We start from the raw sequence: 20,025 nt of genomic DNA, 5'->3' as shown, positions 1-20,025 counted from the left end.
CCCCCCCCCAAGCATCAGGACGCCCATTCCGACGAGAAAGATCGCCCAGACGGGCGCGGGGGGATATGCGAAAGCGATCCACAACAACAACGCACCAAGGGCATAAAGCACAAGGATCGCAAAGCCACGCCGTCCGGCAGAGGCTTCCAGCCGCAGGATCACCCCGTCTTCGCCCGGCTCAAGTAGCATTCTCGCATCCCCTTGCGTCACCGGGGATCGATACGCCGGATCGTGGGTGCCTGACCAGCCCTTGCGCCCATTTCGCGGATCGCGGCCAACCTGCGGTCGCTTGCCCGTCGTGCCGCATTCGGCCTAGGGTCTGGCCAATCTGAACCCGGACGCCGCCATGATCTCCCGCCGCCAAATCCTGCCGCTCGTCGTCATGGCCACCCTCGCCGGTTGCAGCGACTGGCCAGACCCGGTCATCCCGGGGGCGGAAAGCGCACGCGCGGCGCCGTGGCCCGCGCTCGTCCCGCTGAGCGATATTTTGCAAGGCGGCCCCGTCGCATCGGAGCCGGTGCAGCCCTCGGCCTCGCGCATCGCCGCGCTGGAGGCCCGGGCCGCCGCATTGCGGGGGCAGGTTGTCGACGGGGCGACACGCACGCGCATGGCACGCGGGGTAGATCTGGGGGCATTTCAGGGGGCGCGTTGATCTGGCTCCCGCTTCGGGGTAACAGCCTCGTGCCGAAATTGATCAGAAAGCATCAAGATGTCCAAGACCAGCGCATCCGCATCCCCACTTCGCCTTGGTATCGCGGGGCTTGGCACTGTCGGCACGGGGGTGATCAAGATCGTCCAAAGCCAGGCCGAACTGCTTGCCGCCCGCACCGGGCGCGAGATCACGATCTCTGCGGTATCGGCCCGCAGCCGCGACAAGGAACGCGGCGTCGATATCGGGCCCTATGACTGGGAAGACGATGCCGTGGTTCTGGCCGGCCGCGACGATGTCGATATCTTTGTCGAATTGATGGGCGGCTCCGACGGCCCGGCCAAGGCCGCGACCGAGGCCGCCCTTGCGGCCGGCAAGGACGTGGTGACCGCCAACAAGGCGCTTCTCGCGATCCACGGACAGGAGCTTGCGCTGCAGGCCGAAGGCGCAGGCAGCGTCATCCGGTTCGAAGCGGCCGTTGCGGGTGGCATCCCGGTGATCAAGTCGCTGACCGAGGGCCTTGCCGGGAACGAGATCGCCCGGGTCATGGGCGTGATGAACGGCACCTGCAACTACATCCTGACCCGGATGGAGGATGCCGGTCTGCCCTATGATGAGGTCTTTGCCGAGGCCGACGCCCTTGGCTTTCTCGAGGCCGATCCCAACCTTGACGTGGGCGGGATCGACGCGGGACACAAGCTGGCACTACTGGCCTCGATCGCCTTTGGAACGCAGGTCGATTTCGGCGCGGTCGAACTTGAGGGCATCGGCTCGATCACGATCGAGGATATCCGCGCCGCCGACGACATGGGCTACAAGATCAAGCTGCTGGGCGTGGCCCAGATGACGGGACGCGGTCTTGAACAGCGGATGAGCCCCTGCCTCGTGCCAGCCTCGTCGCCGCTGGGGCAATTGCAGGGCGGCACGAACATGGTCGTCCTCGAGGGGGACGCCGTCGGCCAGATCGTGCTGCGCGGTGCGGGCGCCGGCGAAGGCCCGACGGCAAGCGCCGTGATGGCCGATATCCTCGATATCGCGCGCGGCGTGCGTCTGCCGACCTTCGGACAGCCGGCCAGCACCCTGCGCAAGGCGCGCGCGGCACGCGCGACACTGGCCGCGCCCTATTATCTGCGGATGCACCTTGTCGACAAACCCGGTGCTCTGGCCAAGATCGCGAGTGCGCTTGGCGAGGCCGGCATTTCCATCGACCGGATGCGCCAGTACGGACATCAGGACACGACCGCCCCGGTGCTGATCGTCACCCACAAGACGACAAGCTCCGCGCTGGACGAGGCGATGATGGCCTTCGAGGGAACCGGCGTTCTGGTCGACACACCGGTGGCGATCCGCATCGAGGATGTCTGACGGAGCGGCCAAAATGGTCAATTGCGCAGCACTTGCGCGGAAATGACCCGGCGTTAGCGTTCACACGCTTGTCACCCGAGCATGGCTGAAGCTAGGTGCGCCCGAATGATCCAGAAAGGTATCCCATGGCATCCCCCGAATTTCACGACCGCCTGTTGTCTCTTGGTCTTGCCCGCGTCTCCGAAGCCGCGGCGATTGCCTGCGCGCCATTGATCGGCCGGGGCGATGAAAAGGCCGCGGATCAGGCCGCGGTCGATGCCATGCGGACCCAGCTCAATCACCTCGACATCCAGGGCGTCGTCGTGATCGGCGAAGGCGAGCGGGACGAGGCACCGATGCTTTACATCGGAGAAGAGGTCGGCGACGGCAAAGGCCCGTCGGTCGATATCGCGCTCGATCCTCTGGAAGGTACGACACTGACGGCTAAGGACATGCCCAATGCGCTTGCCGTGATCGCCATGGCACCGCGCGGCACGCTGCTTCATGCGCCTGATGTCTATATGGAAAAGCTGGCCATCGGCCCCGGGTTCAAACCGGGTGTCGTGACATTGGCCATGAGCCCGGCCGAGCGTGTCTCAGCCCTTGCCGCGGCCAAGGGCTGCTCGGTCAGCGATATCACCGTCTGCGTTCTCGAACGGCCCCGCCACGAAGAGATGATCGCCGAGATCCGCTCGACCGGGGCCGCGATCCGGCTGATCACCGACGGTGACGTGGCCGGCGTGATGCATTGCGCAGAGCCGCACCTGACGGGCATCGACATGTACATGGGATCGGGCGGCGCGCCCGAGGGTGTTCTTGCGGCCGCTGCCCTGAAATGCATGGGCGGCCAGATCTTCGGCAAGCTGATGTTCCGCAACGATGACGAACGCGACCGCGCCCGCAAGGCCGGCATCACCAATTTCGAGCAGGTCTATACCCGCGACGACATGGTGACGGGCGACGTGATCTTTTCGGCGACCGGCGTCACCGACGGATCGCTGCTGCCGGGGATCAAGCGCGAGCCGGGCTATGTCACAGCCGAGACGATCCTGATGCGCTCCAAGACCGGGTCTGTCCGGCGCATGGTCTATCGTCACCCGCTCGATTGATCGGGTTCTTCCTGTAGAAATCCGACCGCGCCGACCAAAGGGCATGGCGAATCCTTTGGTCCAGCCCTAGTGTGTGCGCATGGCCGATACACTGGATATGGACGGGTTTCTGGGCGTTGCGCGCTCTGTCACGGGGCGGCGCTGGACCGGGCCGTCGATCGACGAAGACAGGCTGGCCGAACAGATGGCGCAGGCCACGGCCCTGCCCCCGGCCCTGTGCCGCATCCTCGCCCGGCGCGGGATCGCGGCACCCGAGGCCGAGGCGTTCCTGTCCCCCACCCTGCGCGATCTTCTTCCCGATCCTGCGCAGCTCAAGGACATGGGGCGGGCCGCGTCCCGTATCCTTGCTGCGCTGAGCGGGCGGGAACGGATCGCGATCTTCGCCGATTACGATGTCGACGGCGGCGCCTCCGCCGCCCTGCTCCTGACATGGCTGCGCGATCAGGGACATGGCGCCACGCTCTATGTTCCGGACCGGATCGACGAGGGCTATGGCCCCAATGACGAGGCGATGGCGATGCTCGCCCGCGATCACGACCTGATCGTCTGCGTCGATTGCGGCACGCTGAGCCACGGCCCGATCGCGGCGGCGAGGGGCGCCGATGTGGTCGTGCTCGACCATCACCTGGGCGGCGAGACTCTGCCGCCGGCGCTGGCCGTGGTGAACCCCAACCGGCAGGACGAGCCCGGCGATCTGGGCCATCTCTGTGCCGCAGGCGTGGTCTTCCTGATGCTGGTCGAGGCCAATCGGCAATTGCGGTCTGAGGGCAAGGCGGGGCCCGACCTGATGTCGCTTCTGGATCTGGTCGCGCTTGCCACCGTCGCGGACGTGGCGCCGCTTCACGGTGTGAACCGCGCCTTTGTCCGGCAGGGGCTTGCCGTGATGGCCCGACGCGCACGGGCCGGCCTCGTGGCACTGTCGGATGTGGCGGGGCTCGATACCGCGCCCAAGGCGTATCACCTTGGCTACATGCTGGGCCCGCGCGTGAACGCCGGGGGTCGCATCGGCAAGGCCGATCTGGGCGCCCGGCTCCTGTCCACTGCCGACCCGCACGAGGCGGCGAGCATCGCCGAACGGCTCCACGAGCTGAACGCCGAGCGCCGGGAGATCGAAACCGCCGTCCGCGACGCGGCCCTCGCCCAGGCCGAGGAACGCGGTCTGGACGGGCCGCTTGTCTGGGCCGCAGGCGAGGGCTGGCATCCCGGCGTCGTGGGGATCGTGGCCGCCCGCCTCAAGGAGGCGACGAACCGCCCGGCCATCGTCATCGGCTTCGACGGCGAGGAAGGAAAGGGCTCCGGCCGGTCCGTCTCGGGCATCGATCTGGGCGCCGTCATCCAGAAGACCGCGGCCGAGGGCCTCCTGATCAAGGGCGGCGGGCACAAGATGGCGGCGGGCCTGACCGTGGCCCGCGACACGCTCGAGGCCGCAATGGACAGGATCGGCGCGCTTCTGGCACGTCAGGGCGCCGATGCCCTCGGCCCCGCCGATCTGCGCATCGACGCGGTTCTGATGCCGGGGGCCGCGACCGTGGAACTGGTCGATCAGATCGAACAGGCGGGCCCCTTTGGCGCAGGCGCCCCGGCCCCGAGATTTGCCTTCCCCGATGTGATGATCCAGTCGACCCGTCAGGTCGGCACCGGGCATCTCAAGATCGGCTTCGGCGACGGCTTGGGCGCGCGCCTCGATGCCATCGCGTTCGGCGCGATGGATACGCCCCTTGGCCCCTTCCTCGAGGCCCGTCGCGGCCACAGGGCCCATCTCGCGGGCCGAATCGAGATCAACACCTGGCAGGGTCGACAGAGCGTTCAGCTCCGTCTCGAGGACGCCGCCGACCCCGGCTGACCCCCGCCCGGGACCCCCGCCCGAAAAACAAGTGCGACAGGCCGGATTTTTGGATCGAATCCTCTTGCGCGACCCCGCGGCTTTGCCTAAACACCGGTTCACCAACCGGCTTGGCCCGTTCGTCTATCGGTTAGGACGCCAGGTTTTCAACCTGGAAAGAGGGGTTCGATTCCCCTACGGGCTGCCACTTACTTTCCCCAGATGCCAGTAATGAAACAACGCGTGTCGGTCGGAAGCCGATTGGCCTGCAGCGAGTTCAACTTCGAATTCGGGCGGAGTGTGTCGGCAAACCGGGCGGTGCCCGATCTCGGGGTCTTATTGGTTGGATGACCGGTTGGAACACGCTCCAATTGCGGCATTCCGTTTCCTGTCCCGTCTGAAAATTCTTCTCTGACGCCGAAAGAGGCAAGTGGCTGGAAACCCTCGGAAATCTTGAGGAGCGGAGTCTGCGTTGCCCTGAGAAGGCAGAATGCAGCTCCTGTCTCTGGGCGCTCTCGTCAGTCGGGAAAGCCGGCCCGAGACCGGCGATCTGGCGGAGCCGGACCGATGACGGATGACATTCGCGGGCCAACGCGGCATGGTCTGATCAGACCTCAGGCACAGACTTCCAATCCCGCGTGATCCATGGCCATCCTAGATTATACCGAACAGCATTGGCGTGACGCGCTTGGCCTCGGCAAGGGCGATGAACCGGCCGCCCTGATCCTTGAAGGGACATGGTGGCGCGAGGCTGCGACCGAGGCGCGTTTGAGCCAACTGGACAACGTCAAGGAACTTGCCTTCCCGGACATGTTCATCGGGGATTGGAACGGGCTCACGATCGCCTATTGCTGCGCCTACGGGGCTGCGCGGGCGGTCGAGCCGGCGCATGTATTCGCACAGCTGGGCACCGATGTGATGATACAGATCGGAACCTGCGGATCGCTGGATCAGGATGCGACGACCGGGGTCGTGGCCCTGCCTGTCGAATGTGTGGCGCGCGATGGGGTGTCGCAACATTATGGCGCCGGGGACAGCGTCCATACCGATCCGGGGCTTGTCGCCGCGGCGGAACGCTTTTTCAACCGACGCGGCATCACCACCCAACGCACACGGCACCTGACATGGCCCAGCCTGTTTGCCCAATCCGACGAGATGTGCATGCAATGGGCGCGCGAGGGTATCGCCACGATCGACATGGAAACCTCGGCGGTGGTCGCGGTTGCCGACAGGTTCGGCGCGCGGACGGTGTCGCTGGTGTCGGTGTGGGATCAGCTGTTCGAGGGCCGCACCTTCAACGATCCCCTGCCCCCCGAGGCGGCTGCACTGTTGAAACGTTCGAATGACGCGGTGTTCGAGGTTGCGCTTGAAATCGCGCAGGCGGCCTCGGCGGATGACACATCGGGATCATGAACGATCTGCGTCATGCGGGGATGTGCCGGCCCGGATAAGGGCAGCCGCCTTCTCGGCAATCATCAACGTGGCCGCATTCGTATTGGCCGAGGTGATCTTGGGCATCACCGACGCGTCAACGACACGAAGTCCATCGACCCCGTTGACGCGCAGGTCAGGGTCGACGACGGCGCCGGGATCGCGCCCCATGCGGCATGTGCCCACCAGATGATAGACCGTGCTCGACATGGCGCGGGCGGCCGCGAGGATCTCTTCATAACTCTGGTGTTGAGCGCCGGGGACGATCTCCTTGGTCCAGCGATCCCGGAAACCGGGCTGGTTGTAGATCTCGCGCACGATGCGCAGGCCTTCGACGATCACGTCGCAATCGCGCCGGGTGCTGAGATAATTCAGACGGATTTCTGGGTCGGCCAACGGATCTGTCCCGGTGATGCGCACCGAGCCGCGGCTTTCGGGGTGACATTGCCAGAACGAGGTCGTGAAGCCCGGATAGCGGTGAAGTGGCGTGCCGGGTTTGTCGACGCTCAGCGGCATGACGAACAGCTGCAGGTCGGGACGGTCGCCCGTGGCGTATTTCGTCGACATCGCACCGCCCACCTGACCCGCGCCCACCGTCAGCGGGCCGCGTTGCGCCAGCAGCCAGTCCAGCCCCATCCGCGCAAGGCCCAGAGGGCTGCGGACCTGTGAATTCAGCGACTCGCGTTTGTCGGCCAATGTCACGATCGTGCGCAGCTGCAGATGATCTTGCAGGTTTTCCCCCACCCCGGGCGCGTCATGGACGACGCTGATCCCGTGGGCGCGCAGCAGTTCGGCCGGACCGATGCCCGACAATTGCAGGATCTGCGGAGACTGGACAGAGCCCGCGCTCAGGATCACCTCGGCATCCGCATGCGCCTCGTGTTCGGCGCCGTCCTGAAGATAACGCACGCCGGTGATCCGGGAGCCCTGCCGGATCAGGCCGGTCACGCGCGCGCGCAACTCCAGCGTCAGGTTGGGCCGCGACAGCGCCGGTTTGAGCATCGAGCGCCCCGCGCTCGAACGCCAATGCCCATCCAGCGTCAGCTGATATCGCCCGATCCCCCCGGCCTTTTCACCGTTGAAATCCGGATTCCCCGGAAGCCCGTATTGTGCGGCGGCCTCCAGCCACGCAGTGCAGGCCGGATTGTCATTGCGCAGGTCGCGCACCCTGATGGGCCCGTGCGCCCCACGATATTGCGAGGGCGGGCCGTCATAGGTCTCGATGCTGCGAAAGTGCGGCAGCACATCGCGGTAGCCCCAACCTTCCGCACCCAGATCGCGCCAATCGTCGAAATCTTCCTTTTGACCGCGAATGAAGATCAGCCCGTTGATCGCACCTGACCCGCCCAGGACGCGCCCGCGCGGGCAATCCATCTGCCGCCCGGCAATGCCCGGGTCCGGCTGGGACTTGTAGAGGTGCGAATGGCGCGGATCATAGATCGACTTGAAATAACCCACCGGCAACTTCAGCCAGAACCCGCGGTCCCGGGACCCGGCCTCGAGCACCAGAACCCGAGCGTCGCGATCTTCGCTCAGCCGCGTGGCCAGAACAGCGCCCGCCGAACCGGACCCCACGATGATATAGTCAAAACCCTTCATCATGCCCCCCTTTGCCGCTAGCCTTGCCGCAACAGGCCAAGGCCGGGGCACCGCCCCGGTCGTGCCGCTCGGGAAAGGCTCGGACGACGTGAATACCAAGGTTCGGATCGCGCGGGTTCAGGCCCAGGCCCTGCGCTGCCCCATAGAGACGCCGGTTGCCACCTCCTTCGGCATCATGCGGGACAGGCCGGCGGTCTTCGTGCGGATCGAGGACAGCGACGGCTGTTTCGGCTGGGGCGAGGTCTTCGCGAACTGGCCCGCGGCGGGGGCGGAGCATCGGGTAAACCTGCTCCGCGCCGATCTGGCCGATCTGGTGTCGGGCTTCGAGGCACAGGCGCCGGGCGATCTGTTTGACCATCTGCGTCACGCCACGCGATTGCGCGCCCTTCAATGCGGCGAATCCGGACCGTTTCGGCAGGTGATCGCCGGTCTCGATATCGCGATGTGGGATCTGTTTGCACGCCGGGCCGGAGTGCCGCTGCGACGCCTGCTGGACCCGGCTGCACGGGATCGTGTTCCGGTCTATGCCAGCGGCATTCACTCCGCGGCGGCGGCGGGGCCGATGGCCCGCGCCCGTGCCGAAGGCTATGCCCATTTCAAGGTCAAGGTGGGGTTCGATCTGGATCGCGACATCGCCTCGGTCCTCGATCTTTGCAGGGATCTGCGTGGAGGTGAGACGCTTGCCGCCGACGCCAATCAGGCGTGGGACCTGCCGACCGCGCGCGCGTTCGTCGACGGGGTGGGCGCACGGTCGCTCCATTGGCTTGAGGAGCCTTTGGCGGCCTTTGCGCCCCCTGACGATTGGCAGGCCCTTGCGGCCGCGGCCCCCATGCCGCTTGCCGGCGGGGAAAACATCGCCGGGTTTGCCGACTTTGGCCGCACACTGGCCCGGGGCTATCTCGGCGTCGTCCAGCCGGACGTGGCGAAATGGGGCGGGTGCAGCGGATGCCTCCAGGTCGCGCGGCAGGTGCTGGACAGCGGGGCCCGCTATTGCCCGCATTTTCTGGGCGGCGGGATCGGGCTGGCCGCCTCTGCGGCGGTTCTGGCCGCAGCGGGTGGTGATGGATTGCTTGAGGTCGACGTCAATCCCAACCCCCTGCGGGAGGCCTTCGAGATTTGCCAGACCGCCTTGTCGGGTGCGGGCTGGCAATTCGATGATGCCCCCGGCCTCGGGATCGAGACCCTGCCCGACGAGGTGGGCCGCTATCAAACGGCCTTTGTCGAGCTGTAAGAGCCGCATCATGTCTCAGGACGGCGCCGTGAGCAGACAGCGATAGATATCCTCGAACACCGCATCGCGGTTCACGTCATAGGCCTCGAGCATGGCATGGCGATCATCGCTGTTCCGCCAGTACAGATCCTCGCTCAGATGCGGTGAGGTCGTCAGATGCGTGGGCACATAGGCGGCATCCAGAAGCCATGCGACGTTGATGATGTCCCAGATCACCCAGGTCTTGGTCTCGGGCTCGCTGATCGCGTATTTCACGTGCAGCGGATTGTTGGTGTAAAGATGCCAGAGGTAGTCGCCGATATCCCCCCGCCCTTTCACGAAACGCTCCATCTCGGGCAGGGAAATCGTCAGCTGCGCGCCCACGTGATAGCCCGGCAGATAGACCTGCGGCACGCCGCATTCAAAGACCAGCCGGGATGACAGCCTGTCCTGCACGAGGTTCAGCGACGGCAGGTTGCTGAACGGCGCATAGCTGGGAAAACCGGCGGTCCAGACCAACACGATATTATCGATGATATCGGGGGCCATCAGCAGGGCCGATCCGATGTTGGGCAGCGCACCCATGGCAAGGATATAGACGGGGCCGTCCTCGCGGTTGCGGGCCTGATCGATGATGAATTGCGCGGCGTCAGAGTCGACCGGCTTGTCATAGCTTGGCAGATGTTCGGGCGATCCGCGAAAGACCCGGCCCTCATGCCGCTCGTGGCAGGCCTCGAAGACGCGGATGATCTCGTCATATGACCGCGCCTCGCCCACATCCGGGGTCACGAATTCGATGTCGTCCGCCGTGCGGCCATCCGCCAGCAGGCGTTTGGCCCAGCCCGCGAAAGGGCCCACGAACTTGCTGTCATGATCCTCTGTCCCGCCACCCTTCTGCAGCGCTTCGACCGCCTCGTAGAGCCCGTCGCGGTGGTGGAGGAACGAATACGGCGCCGAGGTCACCCCTTCGAGCTTCATCCGGTCCTGCGACAGGATCGCCCAGGCCACGGCGTATTGGTCGTCGATTTCGTTGGCGGTGTCGGTGTCGATGATGACACGCGGCATCGGTCCGGGCCGGCCGAGGCGCTGCGCCATCAGGTCGCTGTCCAGCGGCGTGAACCTGCGAACGGCGTCTTGCAATGTTGTCATGGTCGCACCTCTCTAATTGCCGAAACCTTTTCCAAAGGCCTCTTCCTTGATGAAACGTTCGGTGATGAGCAGAAGGATGATCCCCGGCACTGTCACCACCAGCGTGATCCCCGCGGCAGACGCATCCAGCGTGCCGCCCGAGATCTTCGAGAACAGGAGCGTGGGAAGGGTCACGATCTTGCCCTGCCCCATGAAGAAAGTCAGCAGGAAGATGTTGGTCGACACGAGGAACGTGAAGAGCGCCCCGGCCACAATGCCCGGCAGCAGCATAGGCATGGTGACCATGCGCAGGATCTGCCAGCGGCTCGCGCCAAGGATCATCGCCTGCTCCTCGAAGTCGCGACCCAGCCCCTGATAGACCGCTGTCAGCATCCGGATCATGTAGGGGATCGTCGGGATCAGGTGGACGATGATGATCCCGGTATAGGTTCCGGCGAGCCCGATGTTGATGAAGATCATCAACAACGCGATGCCGATGGCCGCCTCGGGCACGATCAGGGGCATGGACAGGAAGAATTCGAACGCGGGCTTGCCCTTGAAGGATTCTCTGGCCAGCACGCGGGCGGCGGGCAAGCAGATGAAAAGGCAGATCACCGTTACCACGCAGCCGATGAAAACGGTGTTGAGCGTCGCCTCCCAGACCTGCGAATAGGGCGAAATCACGTAATCCCATGCCAGAGGCAGGACGGCCCTCTCGCGCTGTTCGAGCCACCACGTGCCGGGCAACAGGTCGGGCCAGGCCCAGCGGAAGGCAAAGCTCTGGATGATGAGCGGGATGAAGGGTCCGAGGATGAAGCCCGCGATCAGGAGCAGATAAAGCTTCTGGTAGGGCGACAGCCGTTCGTTCAGCGCGATGGAGGCGGATTTGCGGGCCATCAGTGCCTCCCGATCCGGCGTTCATACCGGCGATAGAAGGCGAGGTAGCTGTAAAGGATCACACCCGCCACCAGCGCGATGGACACCACGGTCGCCATGCCTTGCAGCTGCAAGGTGTAGTCCGCGTCATTGAAATAGCGCCACGCGACGACGGGCAGCGTATCGGGAAACCCGCCGCCCAGAATGAACGGCGCCTCGAACGCCCCGATATTGAAGGCAAAGATGATAAGCGTGGACGAAATGATACCGGGCAGGATTTGCGGCAGGGTGACCTGAAAAAAGACCTGTCGCTTGTTCGCCCCGAGGATCGCCGCCGCCTCTTCGGTTTCGCGCCCCACGCCCAAAAGCACGGCATAGATTGTCAGCGCGACAAAGGGCGTCTGTTTCCACACATAGACGGCGATGATGCCCCAACCCATATGGGTTTTCAGGATCTGGGGAAACTGGCTCGGGTCGTCGATGAAGCCGGCAAACGCCATCAGCCGCGACAGCATTCCGCCATTGCCCAGCATGATCACCGCCAGCGCGATGCCCACCGTATAGGGGATCATCAGCGGCAGCTTGTAGAGGTATTTGTAAAGCGACTTGGACGGGAACGACCGCACAAGCGCCAGCGCCAGCAGAACGCCCATCACGAGCGAGATCAGCGTCGCGGCGATCGCGTAATAGAGCGTCAGCCCCAGGGACCGCCAGAAAAAGCTGTCGCCCCAAAGCGCTCCGAAATAGGAAAAGTCGGGAAAGGTGTTCACACCGAACCACGGTGCGAAGCCTAGCGATTGGGCCACGCCCAGAACCAGCGCACCGCCAAACAGCACCGTCAGCACCAGCATCACCGGCAACAGCTGGATCCACATCCAGGTGCGGTCGCGCTTGTGACGGGCAAGTTCCTTGGTCTTGGACACGTCTTCCCCCTTTGGAAGGGGGCCCCGACTATGTGCCGGGACCCCCGTTTCGCTTAGTTGAGGTTGGCCACAGCCGTCGCCACGATGGACGAGATGCTCTCTTCGCTGTCACGCTCGATATACTCGAGCCATGTCGCCTCGATCACATCGACCAGCGTGGCATTGGTGTCGGGTGCGGTGTTCGCATCCAGTTCCGCCTGTGTCACGCCGACCAGACCGGGCGACGCCGCATCAAGACGCGCCGCGTCTTCATCGCTCAGCCGCCACGGATCGACGCCCGGAGGCATGCCCGCAATCTCGAGCTTGGTCGCCTGCGAGTCGACCGAGGCCATGTAGTTGGCCATGACCATCGCCGCCGCCGGATTGGGCGCATTGGCCGGGATCACAAGATAGTTCTTGTTCTTGATCATGTTGCCTTCAGGGAAGATGAACTGTTCCGCCCCTTCGGGGTAGGTCCCGTCCCGCAGGCCGGTCGCGACGCCGTAAAGTCCGAACTGGCAGGAGAAGTCGATCTCTCCGTTCAGAAACAGGCCGTTGAGCGCGTTGGGGTCCTCGGGATAGCGGGCGTTGCCGCTGTCGCCGCCCAGAAGAAGCGGCTCGATTTCCCTCAGATACTCCATGCCCGGCGCGATCAGGCGCGCCAGCTCCTCTGCGCCCAGTTCGTCAAGCGACGACTGGAACGGCTCGGCGCCGGTGCCATCGGGGTTATGCGCATAGACCGCGGCCTGAACGAAGGTGTTCCCGATGAAATGAGGCGGTTTCACGTAGGTGAACTTGCCCGGGTTCGCTTCGAGATAGGCCCGCATCTCGGCAAAGGTGCTGGGCACGTCATCGGACGCCACGCGATCGGTATTGACCGCGCAGACATACTGCTGGCCCGACCACGGAATTTCCGACGCATTGGTTTCCACGCCGAAGTCGCGCAGATTGAGCAACGAGCGGGGATCTTCGGGGTTCCATTCGAAGTTGACGCTGTTGGGCAGCTTGTCGGCAAAGGCCCCCATCACGGCGCCCTGCCGCATCAGCGTGGCGAAGTTTTCGCCATTGACCCAGATCGCATCGACGCTGCCTTCGCCAAGCCCCCGACCGGAGCCCAGTTCGGCAAGAACCAGATCGACGGCGTCCTTGGTGCCGGTGATCCGCACCGGGTTCAGCGTGACGCCTTCTTCGGCAAGCGCCGGGACGGCGAACCTGTCCATCCAGATGTTGATCTGATCGCTGCCGCCCCAGTAGTAGAGGTTCACCTCGCCTTCTTCCATGGCGCGGGCCTGCACCTCTTCCCAACTTATGTCGCCGGCGATGAAACCGTCGCGGAAGGCGTCTGCGTCCTGCGCAAAGGCGACCCCCGTCATCAGGCTGCCGATGACCGACAGGCTTAGCATTGTCTTTCTCATGGTCTTCTCCTCCTCTGTTTCAAATCGTTCTGGTCCGGTCAATTCTGGATGATCCAGATCCGGTCGGGCGGGATCGTGAGCCAGACCTCCTGATCGAGATCGACCATCCGGCGCGACTGTTCGATCACCTGGATCTGCGCGTCGCCGCACGCGACGGTGTAGGTGATATTGGCCCCGAAGAATTCGCGCGCACTCACCCGGCCCCTGATCTGGTTCTGCGTCTCGGGCGGCTCCGCGAGATGCAGATCGATCGCCTCGCCGCGCAGCATGACGTGTGCGGGGCCGTCGGTGGCATCGGTGGCGAAGGCAAGGGATCCGAACGGGGCGGTGGCGGTCTTGCCCCTGATCATCGCTTCGAAGACGTTTGTCGCCCCCATGAAATCCGCGATGTCGATGCTGCCCGGTCGCTTGTAGAGCGCGTCGGGCGCGTCGTATTGCGCGAGCTTTCCGTCAAAGATCACCGCGACACGGTCGGCCAGTTCCATCGCCTCGATCTGGTCATGGGTCACGAAGATCGTGGTGATGCCCAACCGCTGCTGCAAATCGCGGATGAACCGCCGCATCTCGCCGCGCAGCTTGGTGTCGAGATTGGCGAGCGGTTCGTCCATCATCAGCACCGAGGGATTGGTGATCAGCGTGCGCGCGATCGCCACCCGCTGCATCTGCCCGCCAGACAGCTGCGCCGGGAACCGGTGGCGGAACTGCTGCAGCTGGACGACGTCGAGGATGTCCTCCAGCCGCTGTTCGATCTCGGCCTTGTCGGTGCCGCGCACTTTCAGACCGAAAGCCACGTTCTTTTCGACCGTCATATGCGGAAACAGCGCATAGCGCTGGAACACCATGCCCACGTTGCGTTTCTGCACCGCGACTTCCGACACGTCCTTTCCATCGAACAGGATCTGTCCGTCCGAGGGCACTTCGAGCCCCGCGATCATCCGCAGTGTCGTGGTCTTGCCGCAGCCAGACGGGCCCAGCAGGGCGACCAGCTCCCCCGACCGGATATCGAGATCGATGTTCGAAATGGCGGTAAAGCCGCCAAAGTCCTTGCGGACCCCTTTCAGCTGAACCGCCGTCATGCCCCACCTCCGTCAGGGAGCCCGTCATGGGCCGCGATCACCGGAAGCGGCGCCATCCCGCACCAGCCGGCGAATTCCTCGAACGCCGCGCGGTGCAGGCCGGGGACGAGGATGAAATGATGCTCCAGCCCGTGTTCCATGACGCTCGTCACCACGTCGCGGGCCGAACAGGGGCCGGCGGCGCCGGAAAAGTCGCCGATCCAGCCCCGACACCCGGTGAAGCCGGCGGCAGGCCCTTCGGCGACGCGTCCCTCGACCGCAAATCGTGCCGTGCCGTGGCGCGACACGCGCAGGATCGTACAGTCGCCGTGGGCGAATTCGTAATCCGCGATAGCCCCATAGATCGGCCCTTCTTCCGTGCCGCGCCCGATCATCGGGTGGTTGATCCAGGCCACGTCGTCCTTGGCCAGATAGAGCGGCCCGCCGCCACCATGCCACATCAGGATCTGGTCGCGGTCAAAATCCGGTGAGGTCATGTCGAGAAGGCAGCCCACCTTGCCGGTCAGCGATCTGGCGACCAGTTGGGTGACCGCGCCGAGGATATCGCCTTCGGAGGCAACGGGCAGGCCGTCGTGTTCCTCAAGCCAGCTGAAGGCCGCGCCCGGATGCATGCCCGGGTTGTCCTGCAAGGCGGGCCAGTCCGACACCGTCAGCGCGTCATAGCCGCCATCGCGGGCGATCGACCGCAGGGCGAGGGAGGCCCGCGCCGTAAGCCGCATCTGGTCGTCCGACACGCCACGCACCTCTGCGGCTTGGCTCATGGCTTCCAGTTCGGCCACCACATCCGCATCGGTCTGGGCCGCCATCAGGTCGGTCATCCGATGGATGTCGATATGCTCGCACCAGACGCCAAGCTGGCGCATCAGCGTGTCTGACGACACCTCCATGTTGTAAAAGGTCATAGCCAAGCCGCCGACCACACCGATCCGCGCACCATCGAGCGCCTTCCGGGCGCTCAGCGCCCGAATGGTCTGGCTCATCCGCGCGTGCAGCGCGTCGTCGCCGGGGCCACCCAGATACCACTGAACAGGGTGCCGTGACGTGTCGCGAACGCCCCGCGCAATCGACATCGACATGTTGAGCGAGACGAAATTGTTCAGCTGGATATCGTCCGTCATCGTCGGCTCGGGTGTCGCCCAGACACCCATCGGCAGCGGCGCGCGCGCGATCTCGCGCACCACGTCGCCCATGGTGAAACCGCCGTGCAGCAGCACGAGGAAATCCGCGCCCCGCGACCGAACATCCGCCACCGCGTCCCGCGCCTCGGCCCCGTTCATCGGGATGCCGTCGGCCACGACGACGTCTGCACCATGGGTTGCGGCCAGCTCTCTCAGCCAGCTTTCGCAAGCCTCGAATACCCCATGTTTTTCGGGGAAATAGCTGGGCAAGGATGCCTTGATAAGGCCAATCGTCAGCGGCATGCGAGGCTCCCTGTTTGCTTCATGCGATCTGACTCCGGGCTGGGCCGGCAAGGTCGAAACTGATCGGCCCCTGCCGGTAAACCAGATCGAAGAACACCGCCTTTCCGTCATTGTCGAAGGCGGTGCAGGCCTGCGACAGGATCGGCGTATTCTCCGGCACGGCCAGCACGTCAGAGACGGTGGCATTGGCCAGGATGCTGTCGAGCGTCTCGCAGGCGCTGGTCCATTCCAGCCCGAATTCCTCGCGCAGGATGCGCAGGATGGACTGGTTCTGTCCCGTCTCGGGGAATTGCGCGGCCTGCAGACGCGGAACAAGCCGTTGCGGGATCCATGTCTGGGTCAGCATCCGCGGCGCGCCATCCACCGTGCGCAATCGTTCCACCAGCACAAGCGGCTCGTCGAAATAGGCTGCCACCATCGCAGGCACTTCACGCGCGGGGGTTTCGATCCGCAAGAGCCGCGCCCCCGGCACGCGGCCCTCGATCAGGACCTTGTCTGTAAAGCTGACAAGGCAGGTCGAGGCGGGCGGCGAAAGGGTCGCCACCGAATAGCCGCTGCCCTGTCGCGAGGTCAGGAACCCCGCCCGCACCAGCATCTCGAGCGCCTTGCGCACGGTCACCCGGCTGACCTCGAAGGCTCGGGACAGCTCTTCTTCGGTCGGCAGGCGCATCCCGATGGCGTATTGACCGCTTTGCAGACGATCGAGGATCTCGTCGTGCACCACCTGGTATTTCGGCGCGGCGGTCATGCCATGGCCTCCTTCAGCTGCGCCAGCCGGTCGCGCCCGGTGCTGCGCATCCAGTGTTCCATCGCGGCCGGGCCTTCGGCGCCGAATTTGCCGATGGCGTCACTCCAGATGGCGCGGCCACACATGAAGCCCCGGGCGGCGACGCCGGCCTTGCGCGACAGCATGAGCCCATAACGGAACTGTTCGAACGTCACCCCGGCACTGAGATAGAGGAGCGGCAGATCGCCCGCCGGTTCCGCCGCCGCGCGGAAGGCGGCCATCGCCTCGGCCTCACTCATCGTGGTGCCGATGTGGGCAAGGCTGACGGGGATTTCGACCTTGAGAATGTCGATATTGAACGCAGGCGCCGCGAAGGTTTCCGTCGCCTGCCGCACCAGCGCGGGCTTGGCACGCGCATAATCCGCCGAGGCGCCATCGGGGATGTCGCGGTCATAGACGATGGGCTCGAACAGGAATGTGACCCCATGGGCCCGGCATTCGGCACCGATCCGGGCCACGAGATCGGCCTTCCGCTGGTTGAGCTCGGCCGCATCGTTCGGCCCATAATAGAGAAAGAACTTCAGCACCGGCACGCCCAGACCAGGATAATCGGCGATGCGCAGATCCTCGGGCAGCTTGGTGATCCGATCCTCGTCGGCGATGTGATAGACATCCGCCTCATAGGCCAGCATCCGCACGCATGAGGGGTCAAAGGCTGGCAGAAGGTCACGCCCAAGCGTGGAATCCACCAGAACGGTCGTGGCCTCCGGGCTCAGCGTTTCGACCACGATCCGCTTGAAGGTCAGCAGGTCATCGGGCCGGGCGTCGCCGCTGCGCACCTCGCGCAGGGCGGCCTCCAGTCCGCTGCCCTGATCGACGGCGACGCCGAAGATCGGTCCATCCAGCAGCGTCATGACACCTCCATCTGAATGGCCGGAAAAAAGGGCGTATCCGAGGGCGCGCACCAAAGCGAGAGCATGTCGTCCGTGGGTTCCAGCAGGGAAATCGAAAAGCCGCCCATCTCCTGCGTCGTGACATAGCTGCCGATCATCGGGGCGATCGCGGTTATACCCTGCCGGTCAAGTGCGCGCCGGACCTCTTCCCAGATGGTCAACTGCTCCATCAGGGTGGTGCCGCCCATGCCATTGATGATCACGCAGGCGCGCGACCCGGCGGACATGGGGCGATCGGCCAGCAGCCGTTCGACCATCTGCGCCACCAGATCCCGCACCGGGCCGACCTTGACCCGGCCCACGCCGGGTTCGCCATGCACGCCCATGCCGAGAAAAATCTCGTCGTCCGGCAGGGTGAACATCCTCTGCCCGGTCAGGGGCGAGACAGGCGGCGAGACGGCGGCGGCAAGGGTCACGAGCCGGGCGCGCACGGCCTCACCGAGGGTCACAAGCGCCTCGAGCGACCGGCCCTCTTCGGCGGCGGCGCCCAGTATCTTGTAGATGAACATCGTGCCGGGCGCGCCGCGCCGGTCCTGTTTGCGTTCCGGCGGCGCGGCCGAGATGTCGTCATACATCGGCAGGGGCACGGTCCGGATACCAAGGTCCGTGGCCATCATCGTGGCGGCACGTCCGTTGATCATGTCGCCCGAATGCTGGGAGATCAGAAGGATCGAACCGGCCTTGCCCGTCACCTCGGTCAGACCGTCAAGGATCAGGTCCGCCGAGGGCGCGGCAAAGACATCCCCCACCACGTTGGCATCCAGAACGCCCTGCCCGACGAACCCCATCGCGATGGGTTCATGGCCGGAGCCGTTTCCGATCAGGAGCGTGACCTTTTCGTCCGGGTCCTTCACATGCGTGGCCCGCTTGACCACGCGCGGATCGCTGGTGCCCCGCGTGACCTGCGGAAAGGCGCTGACAAAGCCGTCGATCATGTCGTCGACCATCGTCTCGGCGCTGTTGAACAGCTTCTTCATGGCGAAACCTCCTGCAAGGTCTCGAGAAAGATCACGACCGAGACGGCGCCCGGGTCCAGATGTCCGCGCCCGCCATCCTCGACATATTGCGCGCGACCCCGGCGCGCGCCGAGGTCTTTCGTGCCGTCGCGGCCCGCCCTTGCGGCCACGATGGCGGACCCGAGATCGCCGGTATCGAGCGCGGCAATCGCGGGGGCCAGGGCATCGACCATGCTCTTGTCGCCAATCGCCACTTCGCCCAGATCGCAAATCCGCGTGCAGGCTCTGGCAAGTCCGGCCTGCAGTGGGGCACTGTCATCGAGATATGTCTCAAGTTCCAGAAGGATCAGGCCGAACAACGTGCCCGATGCTCCGCCAGAGGCGCGCATGAATGCCTTTGCGCGGGCACCGTCGGGCGCCGCGACGGCCTTGGTCAACCCGCGCAGCATCGTGGCCCCGTGATCGCCGTCGCCGACGGCTGCATCAAGGGCGTTCAGCCGCTCTGCCTCTTGAGCAAAGCGGTTCCTGAGCGCGGCGAAGAACGGCTCAGCCGACATGACCAAATGTCTCCCTGAGATAGGCGAGGGTCTTGGTGGCGGCCTCTGTCGGATCGGGCTCGATGTCGCGCCAGATGTTGAGATCCCGGCTCGACGCATGGCCCGCCATCACGAACATCTCGGCCACGACCCATCTGTCATAGCCGATATCCGCCAGCGCCCGCGCGTCGGCGGGGAAATCATAGCGCCCCGAGCCCGGGCGCCCCCGGTCATTTTCGGAGACATGGTAGTGAACCAGCGTATCGCCCGCGGCGCGGATCGCGGCGGGCGGGTCCTTTTCCTCGATGTTCATGTGAAAGGCGTCCAGCAGAACGCCGATATGGTCCGAGCCGCAGGCCCGCGCGATGGCGCAGGTCTCGGCCGCGGTGGAGGTCAGGTCCGTCTCGAACCGGTTCAGCGCCTCGATACCCAGCGTCACGCCTTCACTCGCCAGAACACCGTCCAGCCGCGCCAGCGTTTCCGCCGATCGCGCGGCGCGCGCCGCCTTGTTGGCCGGGTCGAACACACCCCATGGCGCGGCGACCACACCGGCCAAACCACCCGCGCCCAGTCGCGCCGTGACCCGAATGGCGTCTGTCAGGACCGCGACCGCATTGTCGCGGATGGCCGGATCGTCAGAGGTCGGATCGGCCTCGGGGCCAAGCCCGGTCGAGCAGGTCAGCTCCAACCCGCAGGCCTGGGCCTGGGCGCGGATCTCGTCGGCACGGTCGAGACCGATGCCCAGCAAGGACAGCTCGACACCGTCATAGCCAATGTCAGACGCAATGGTGAAAATCGGTGCGGGATCGTCCGTCCAGGCTTTCATCCAAAGCCCTGCGTGAATTCCGAATTTCATCGCCGCGCCCTCCCC

General features: G+C 65.0%; 18 protein-coding genes, 1 tRNA gene and 1 pseudogene. 7 read left to right on the top strand and 13 right to left on the bottom strand.

Annotated features, from left to right (window positions below; genetic code table 11):
* Window positions 1-189, bottom strand: a pseudogene (locus EP376_RS19040) (hypothetical protein); the annotation flags it as partial.
* Window positions 190-346: 157 nt separating this feature from the next.
* On the opposite strand from EP376_RS19040, the gene EP376_RS19035 reads away from it, so the two are divergent.
* The 6 genes from EP376_RS19035 to EP376_RS19010 all read left to right on the top strand — a co-directional run bounded on the left by EP376_RS19035 (window position 347) and on the right by EP376_RS19010 (window position 6,337).
* Entirely contained in the window at window positions 347-652 is a 306-nt protein-coding gene (locus EP376_RS19035) for a hypothetical protein (RefSeq protein WP_127657212.1), read from the top strand.
* 57 nt (window positions 653-709) lie between these two features.
* Window positions 710-2,014 (top strand): homoserine dehydrogenase, encoded by a 1,305-nt coding sequence (locus tag EP376_RS19030; protein ID WP_127657211.1) that lies wholly within the window; start codon window positions 710-712, stop codon window positions 2,012-2,014.
* A 125-nt stretch (window positions 2,015-2,139) separates the two neighbouring features.
* Complete coding sequence (gene glpX / locus EP376_RS19025) at window positions 2,140-3,102, top strand: class II fructose-bisphosphatase (protein WP_127657210.1); 963 nt, start codon at window positions 2,140-2,142, stop codon at window positions 3,100-3,102.
* Between the two features lie 79 nt (window positions 3,103-3,181).
* Window positions 3,182-4,945, top strand: a complete 1,764-nt coding sequence (recJ, locus tag EP376_RS19020) for a single-stranded-DNA-specific exonuclease RecJ (protein WP_127657209.1) — start codon at window positions 3,182-3,184, stop codon at window positions 4,943-4,945.
* 112 nt (window positions 4,946-5,057) lie between these two features.
* A tRNA-Glu gene (locus tag EP376_RS19015) sits at window positions 5,058-5,132 on the top strand.
* Between the two features lie 437 nt (window positions 5,133-5,569).
* Window positions 5,570-6,337 carry a phosphorylase family protein gene (locus EP376_RS19010; protein WP_127657208.1) on the top strand — a complete coding sequence of 256 codons (768 nt, stop codon included), beginning with the start codon at window positions 5,570-5,572 and terminating at the stop codon, window positions 6,335-6,337.
* Here the strand turns inward: EP376_RS19010 and EP376_RS19005 are convergent.
* On the bottom strand, window positions 6,332-7,954 hold the full coding sequence (locus EP376_RS19005) for a GMC family oxidoreductase (protein WP_127657221.1): 1,623 nt from the start codon (window positions 7,952-7,954) through the stop codon (window positions 6,332-6,334). The two genes, EP376_RS19010 and EP376_RS19005, sit on opposite strands and share 6 nt — an antisense overlap.
* A 1-nt stretch (window position 7,955) precedes the next feature.
* Between EP376_RS19005 and EP376_RS19000 the strand changes: the two genes are divergently transcribed.
* Window positions 7,956-9,185, top strand: a complete 1,230-nt coding sequence (locus EP376_RS19000) for an enolase C-terminal domain-like protein (RefSeq protein ID WP_127657207.1) — start codon at window positions 7,956-7,958, stop codon at window positions 9,183-9,185.
* Between the two features lie 15 nt (window positions 9,186-9,200).
* Here the strand turns inward: EP376_RS19000 and EP376_RS18995 are convergent, their stop codons facing one another.
* Genes EP376_RS18995 through EP376_RS18945 form a run of 11 tightly spaced genes read right to left on the bottom strand, consistent with a single transcriptional unit; the run spans window position 9,201 to window position 20,010 of the window.
* Window positions 9,201-10,313, bottom strand: a complete 1,113-nt coding sequence (locus EP376_RS18995) for a nucleoside hydrolase (RefSeq protein ID WP_127657206.1) — start codon at window positions 10,311-10,313, stop codon at window positions 9,201-9,203.
* Window positions 10,314-10,325: 12 nt separating this feature from the next.
* Window positions 10,326-11,189, bottom strand: coding sequence for an ABC transporter permease (locus EP376_RS18990; protein ID WP_127657205.1), 864 nt, complete (start codon window positions 11,187-11,189; stop codon window positions 10,326-10,328).
* Window positions 11,189-12,091, bottom strand: coding sequence for an ABC transporter permease (locus EP376_RS18985; RefSeq protein ID WP_240652485.1), 903 nt, complete (start codon window positions 12,089-12,091; stop codon window positions 11,189-11,191). The genes EP376_RS18990 and EP376_RS18985 overlap by 1 nt, the downstream gene beginning before the upstream one ends.
* A gap of 53 nt (window positions 12,092-12,144) precedes the next feature.
* A complete protein-coding gene (locus tag EP376_RS18980) occupies window positions 12,145-13,485 on the bottom strand; it encodes an ABC transporter substrate-binding protein (RefSeq protein ID WP_127657204.1) in 1,341 nt (446 codons plus the stop codon).
* Window positions 13,486-13,523: 38 nt separating this feature from the next.
* A complete protein-coding gene (locus EP376_RS18975) occupies window positions 13,524-14,561 on the bottom strand; it encodes an ABC transporter ATP-binding protein (protein ID WP_127657203.1) in 1,038 nt (345 codons plus the stop codon).
* Window positions 14,558-15,982 (bottom strand): L-fucose/L-arabinose isomerase family protein, encoded by a 1,425-nt coding sequence (locus EP376_RS18970; RefSeq protein WP_127657202.1) that lies wholly within the window; start codon window positions 15,980-15,982, stop codon window positions 14,558-14,560. Before EP376_RS18970 ends, EP376_RS18975 begins: the two co-directional genes overlap by 4 nt.
* 19 nt (window positions 15,983-16,001) lie before the next feature.
* Entirely contained in the window at window positions 16,002-16,730 is a 729-nt protein-coding gene (locus tag EP376_RS18965; protein ID WP_127657201.1) for a GntR family transcriptional regulator, read from the bottom strand.
* On the bottom strand, window positions 16,727-17,623 hold the full coding sequence (locus EP376_RS18960) for a tagatose 1,6-diphosphate aldolase (RefSeq protein ID WP_127657200.1): 897 nt from the start codon (window positions 17,621-17,623) through the stop codon (window positions 16,727-16,729). Before EP376_RS18960 ends, EP376_RS18965 begins: the two co-directional genes overlap by 4 nt.
* The gene (locus EP376_RS18955) at window positions 17,620-18,639 is read right to left on the bottom strand and encodes a dihydroxyacetone kinase subunit DhaK (RefSeq protein ID WP_127657199.1); all 1,020 of its coding nucleotides are present in this window, start codon (window positions 18,637-18,639) and stop codon (window positions 17,620-17,622) included. Before EP376_RS18955 ends, EP376_RS18960 begins: the two co-directional genes overlap by 4 nt.
* Window positions 18,636-19,175 (bottom strand): DAK2 domain-containing protein, encoded by a 540-nt coding sequence (locus EP376_RS18950; protein WP_164744996.1) that lies wholly within the window; start codon window positions 19,173-19,175, stop codon window positions 18,636-18,638. Before EP376_RS18950 ends, EP376_RS18955 begins: the two co-directional genes overlap by 4 nt.
* The gene (locus tag EP376_RS18945) at window positions 19,165-20,010 is read right to left on the bottom strand and encodes a sugar phosphate isomerase/epimerase family protein (RefSeq protein ID WP_127657197.1); all 846 of its coding nucleotides are present in this window, start codon (window positions 20,008-20,010) and stop codon (window positions 19,165-19,167) included. Before EP376_RS18945 ends, EP376_RS18950 begins: the two co-directional genes overlap by 11 nt.
* Window positions 20,011-20,025 lie beyond the last annotated feature (15 nt).

This window comes from Alexandriicola marinus (assembly GCF_004000435.1).
GTDB classification, from domain to species: domain Bacteria; phylum Pseudomonadota; class Alphaproteobacteria; order Rhodobacterales; family Rhodobacteraceae; genus Alexandriicola; species Alexandriicola marinus.
The sequence above is the reverse complement of the archived record's forward strand: the minus strand, read 5'-3'. Positions and strand labels throughout refer to the sequence as shown.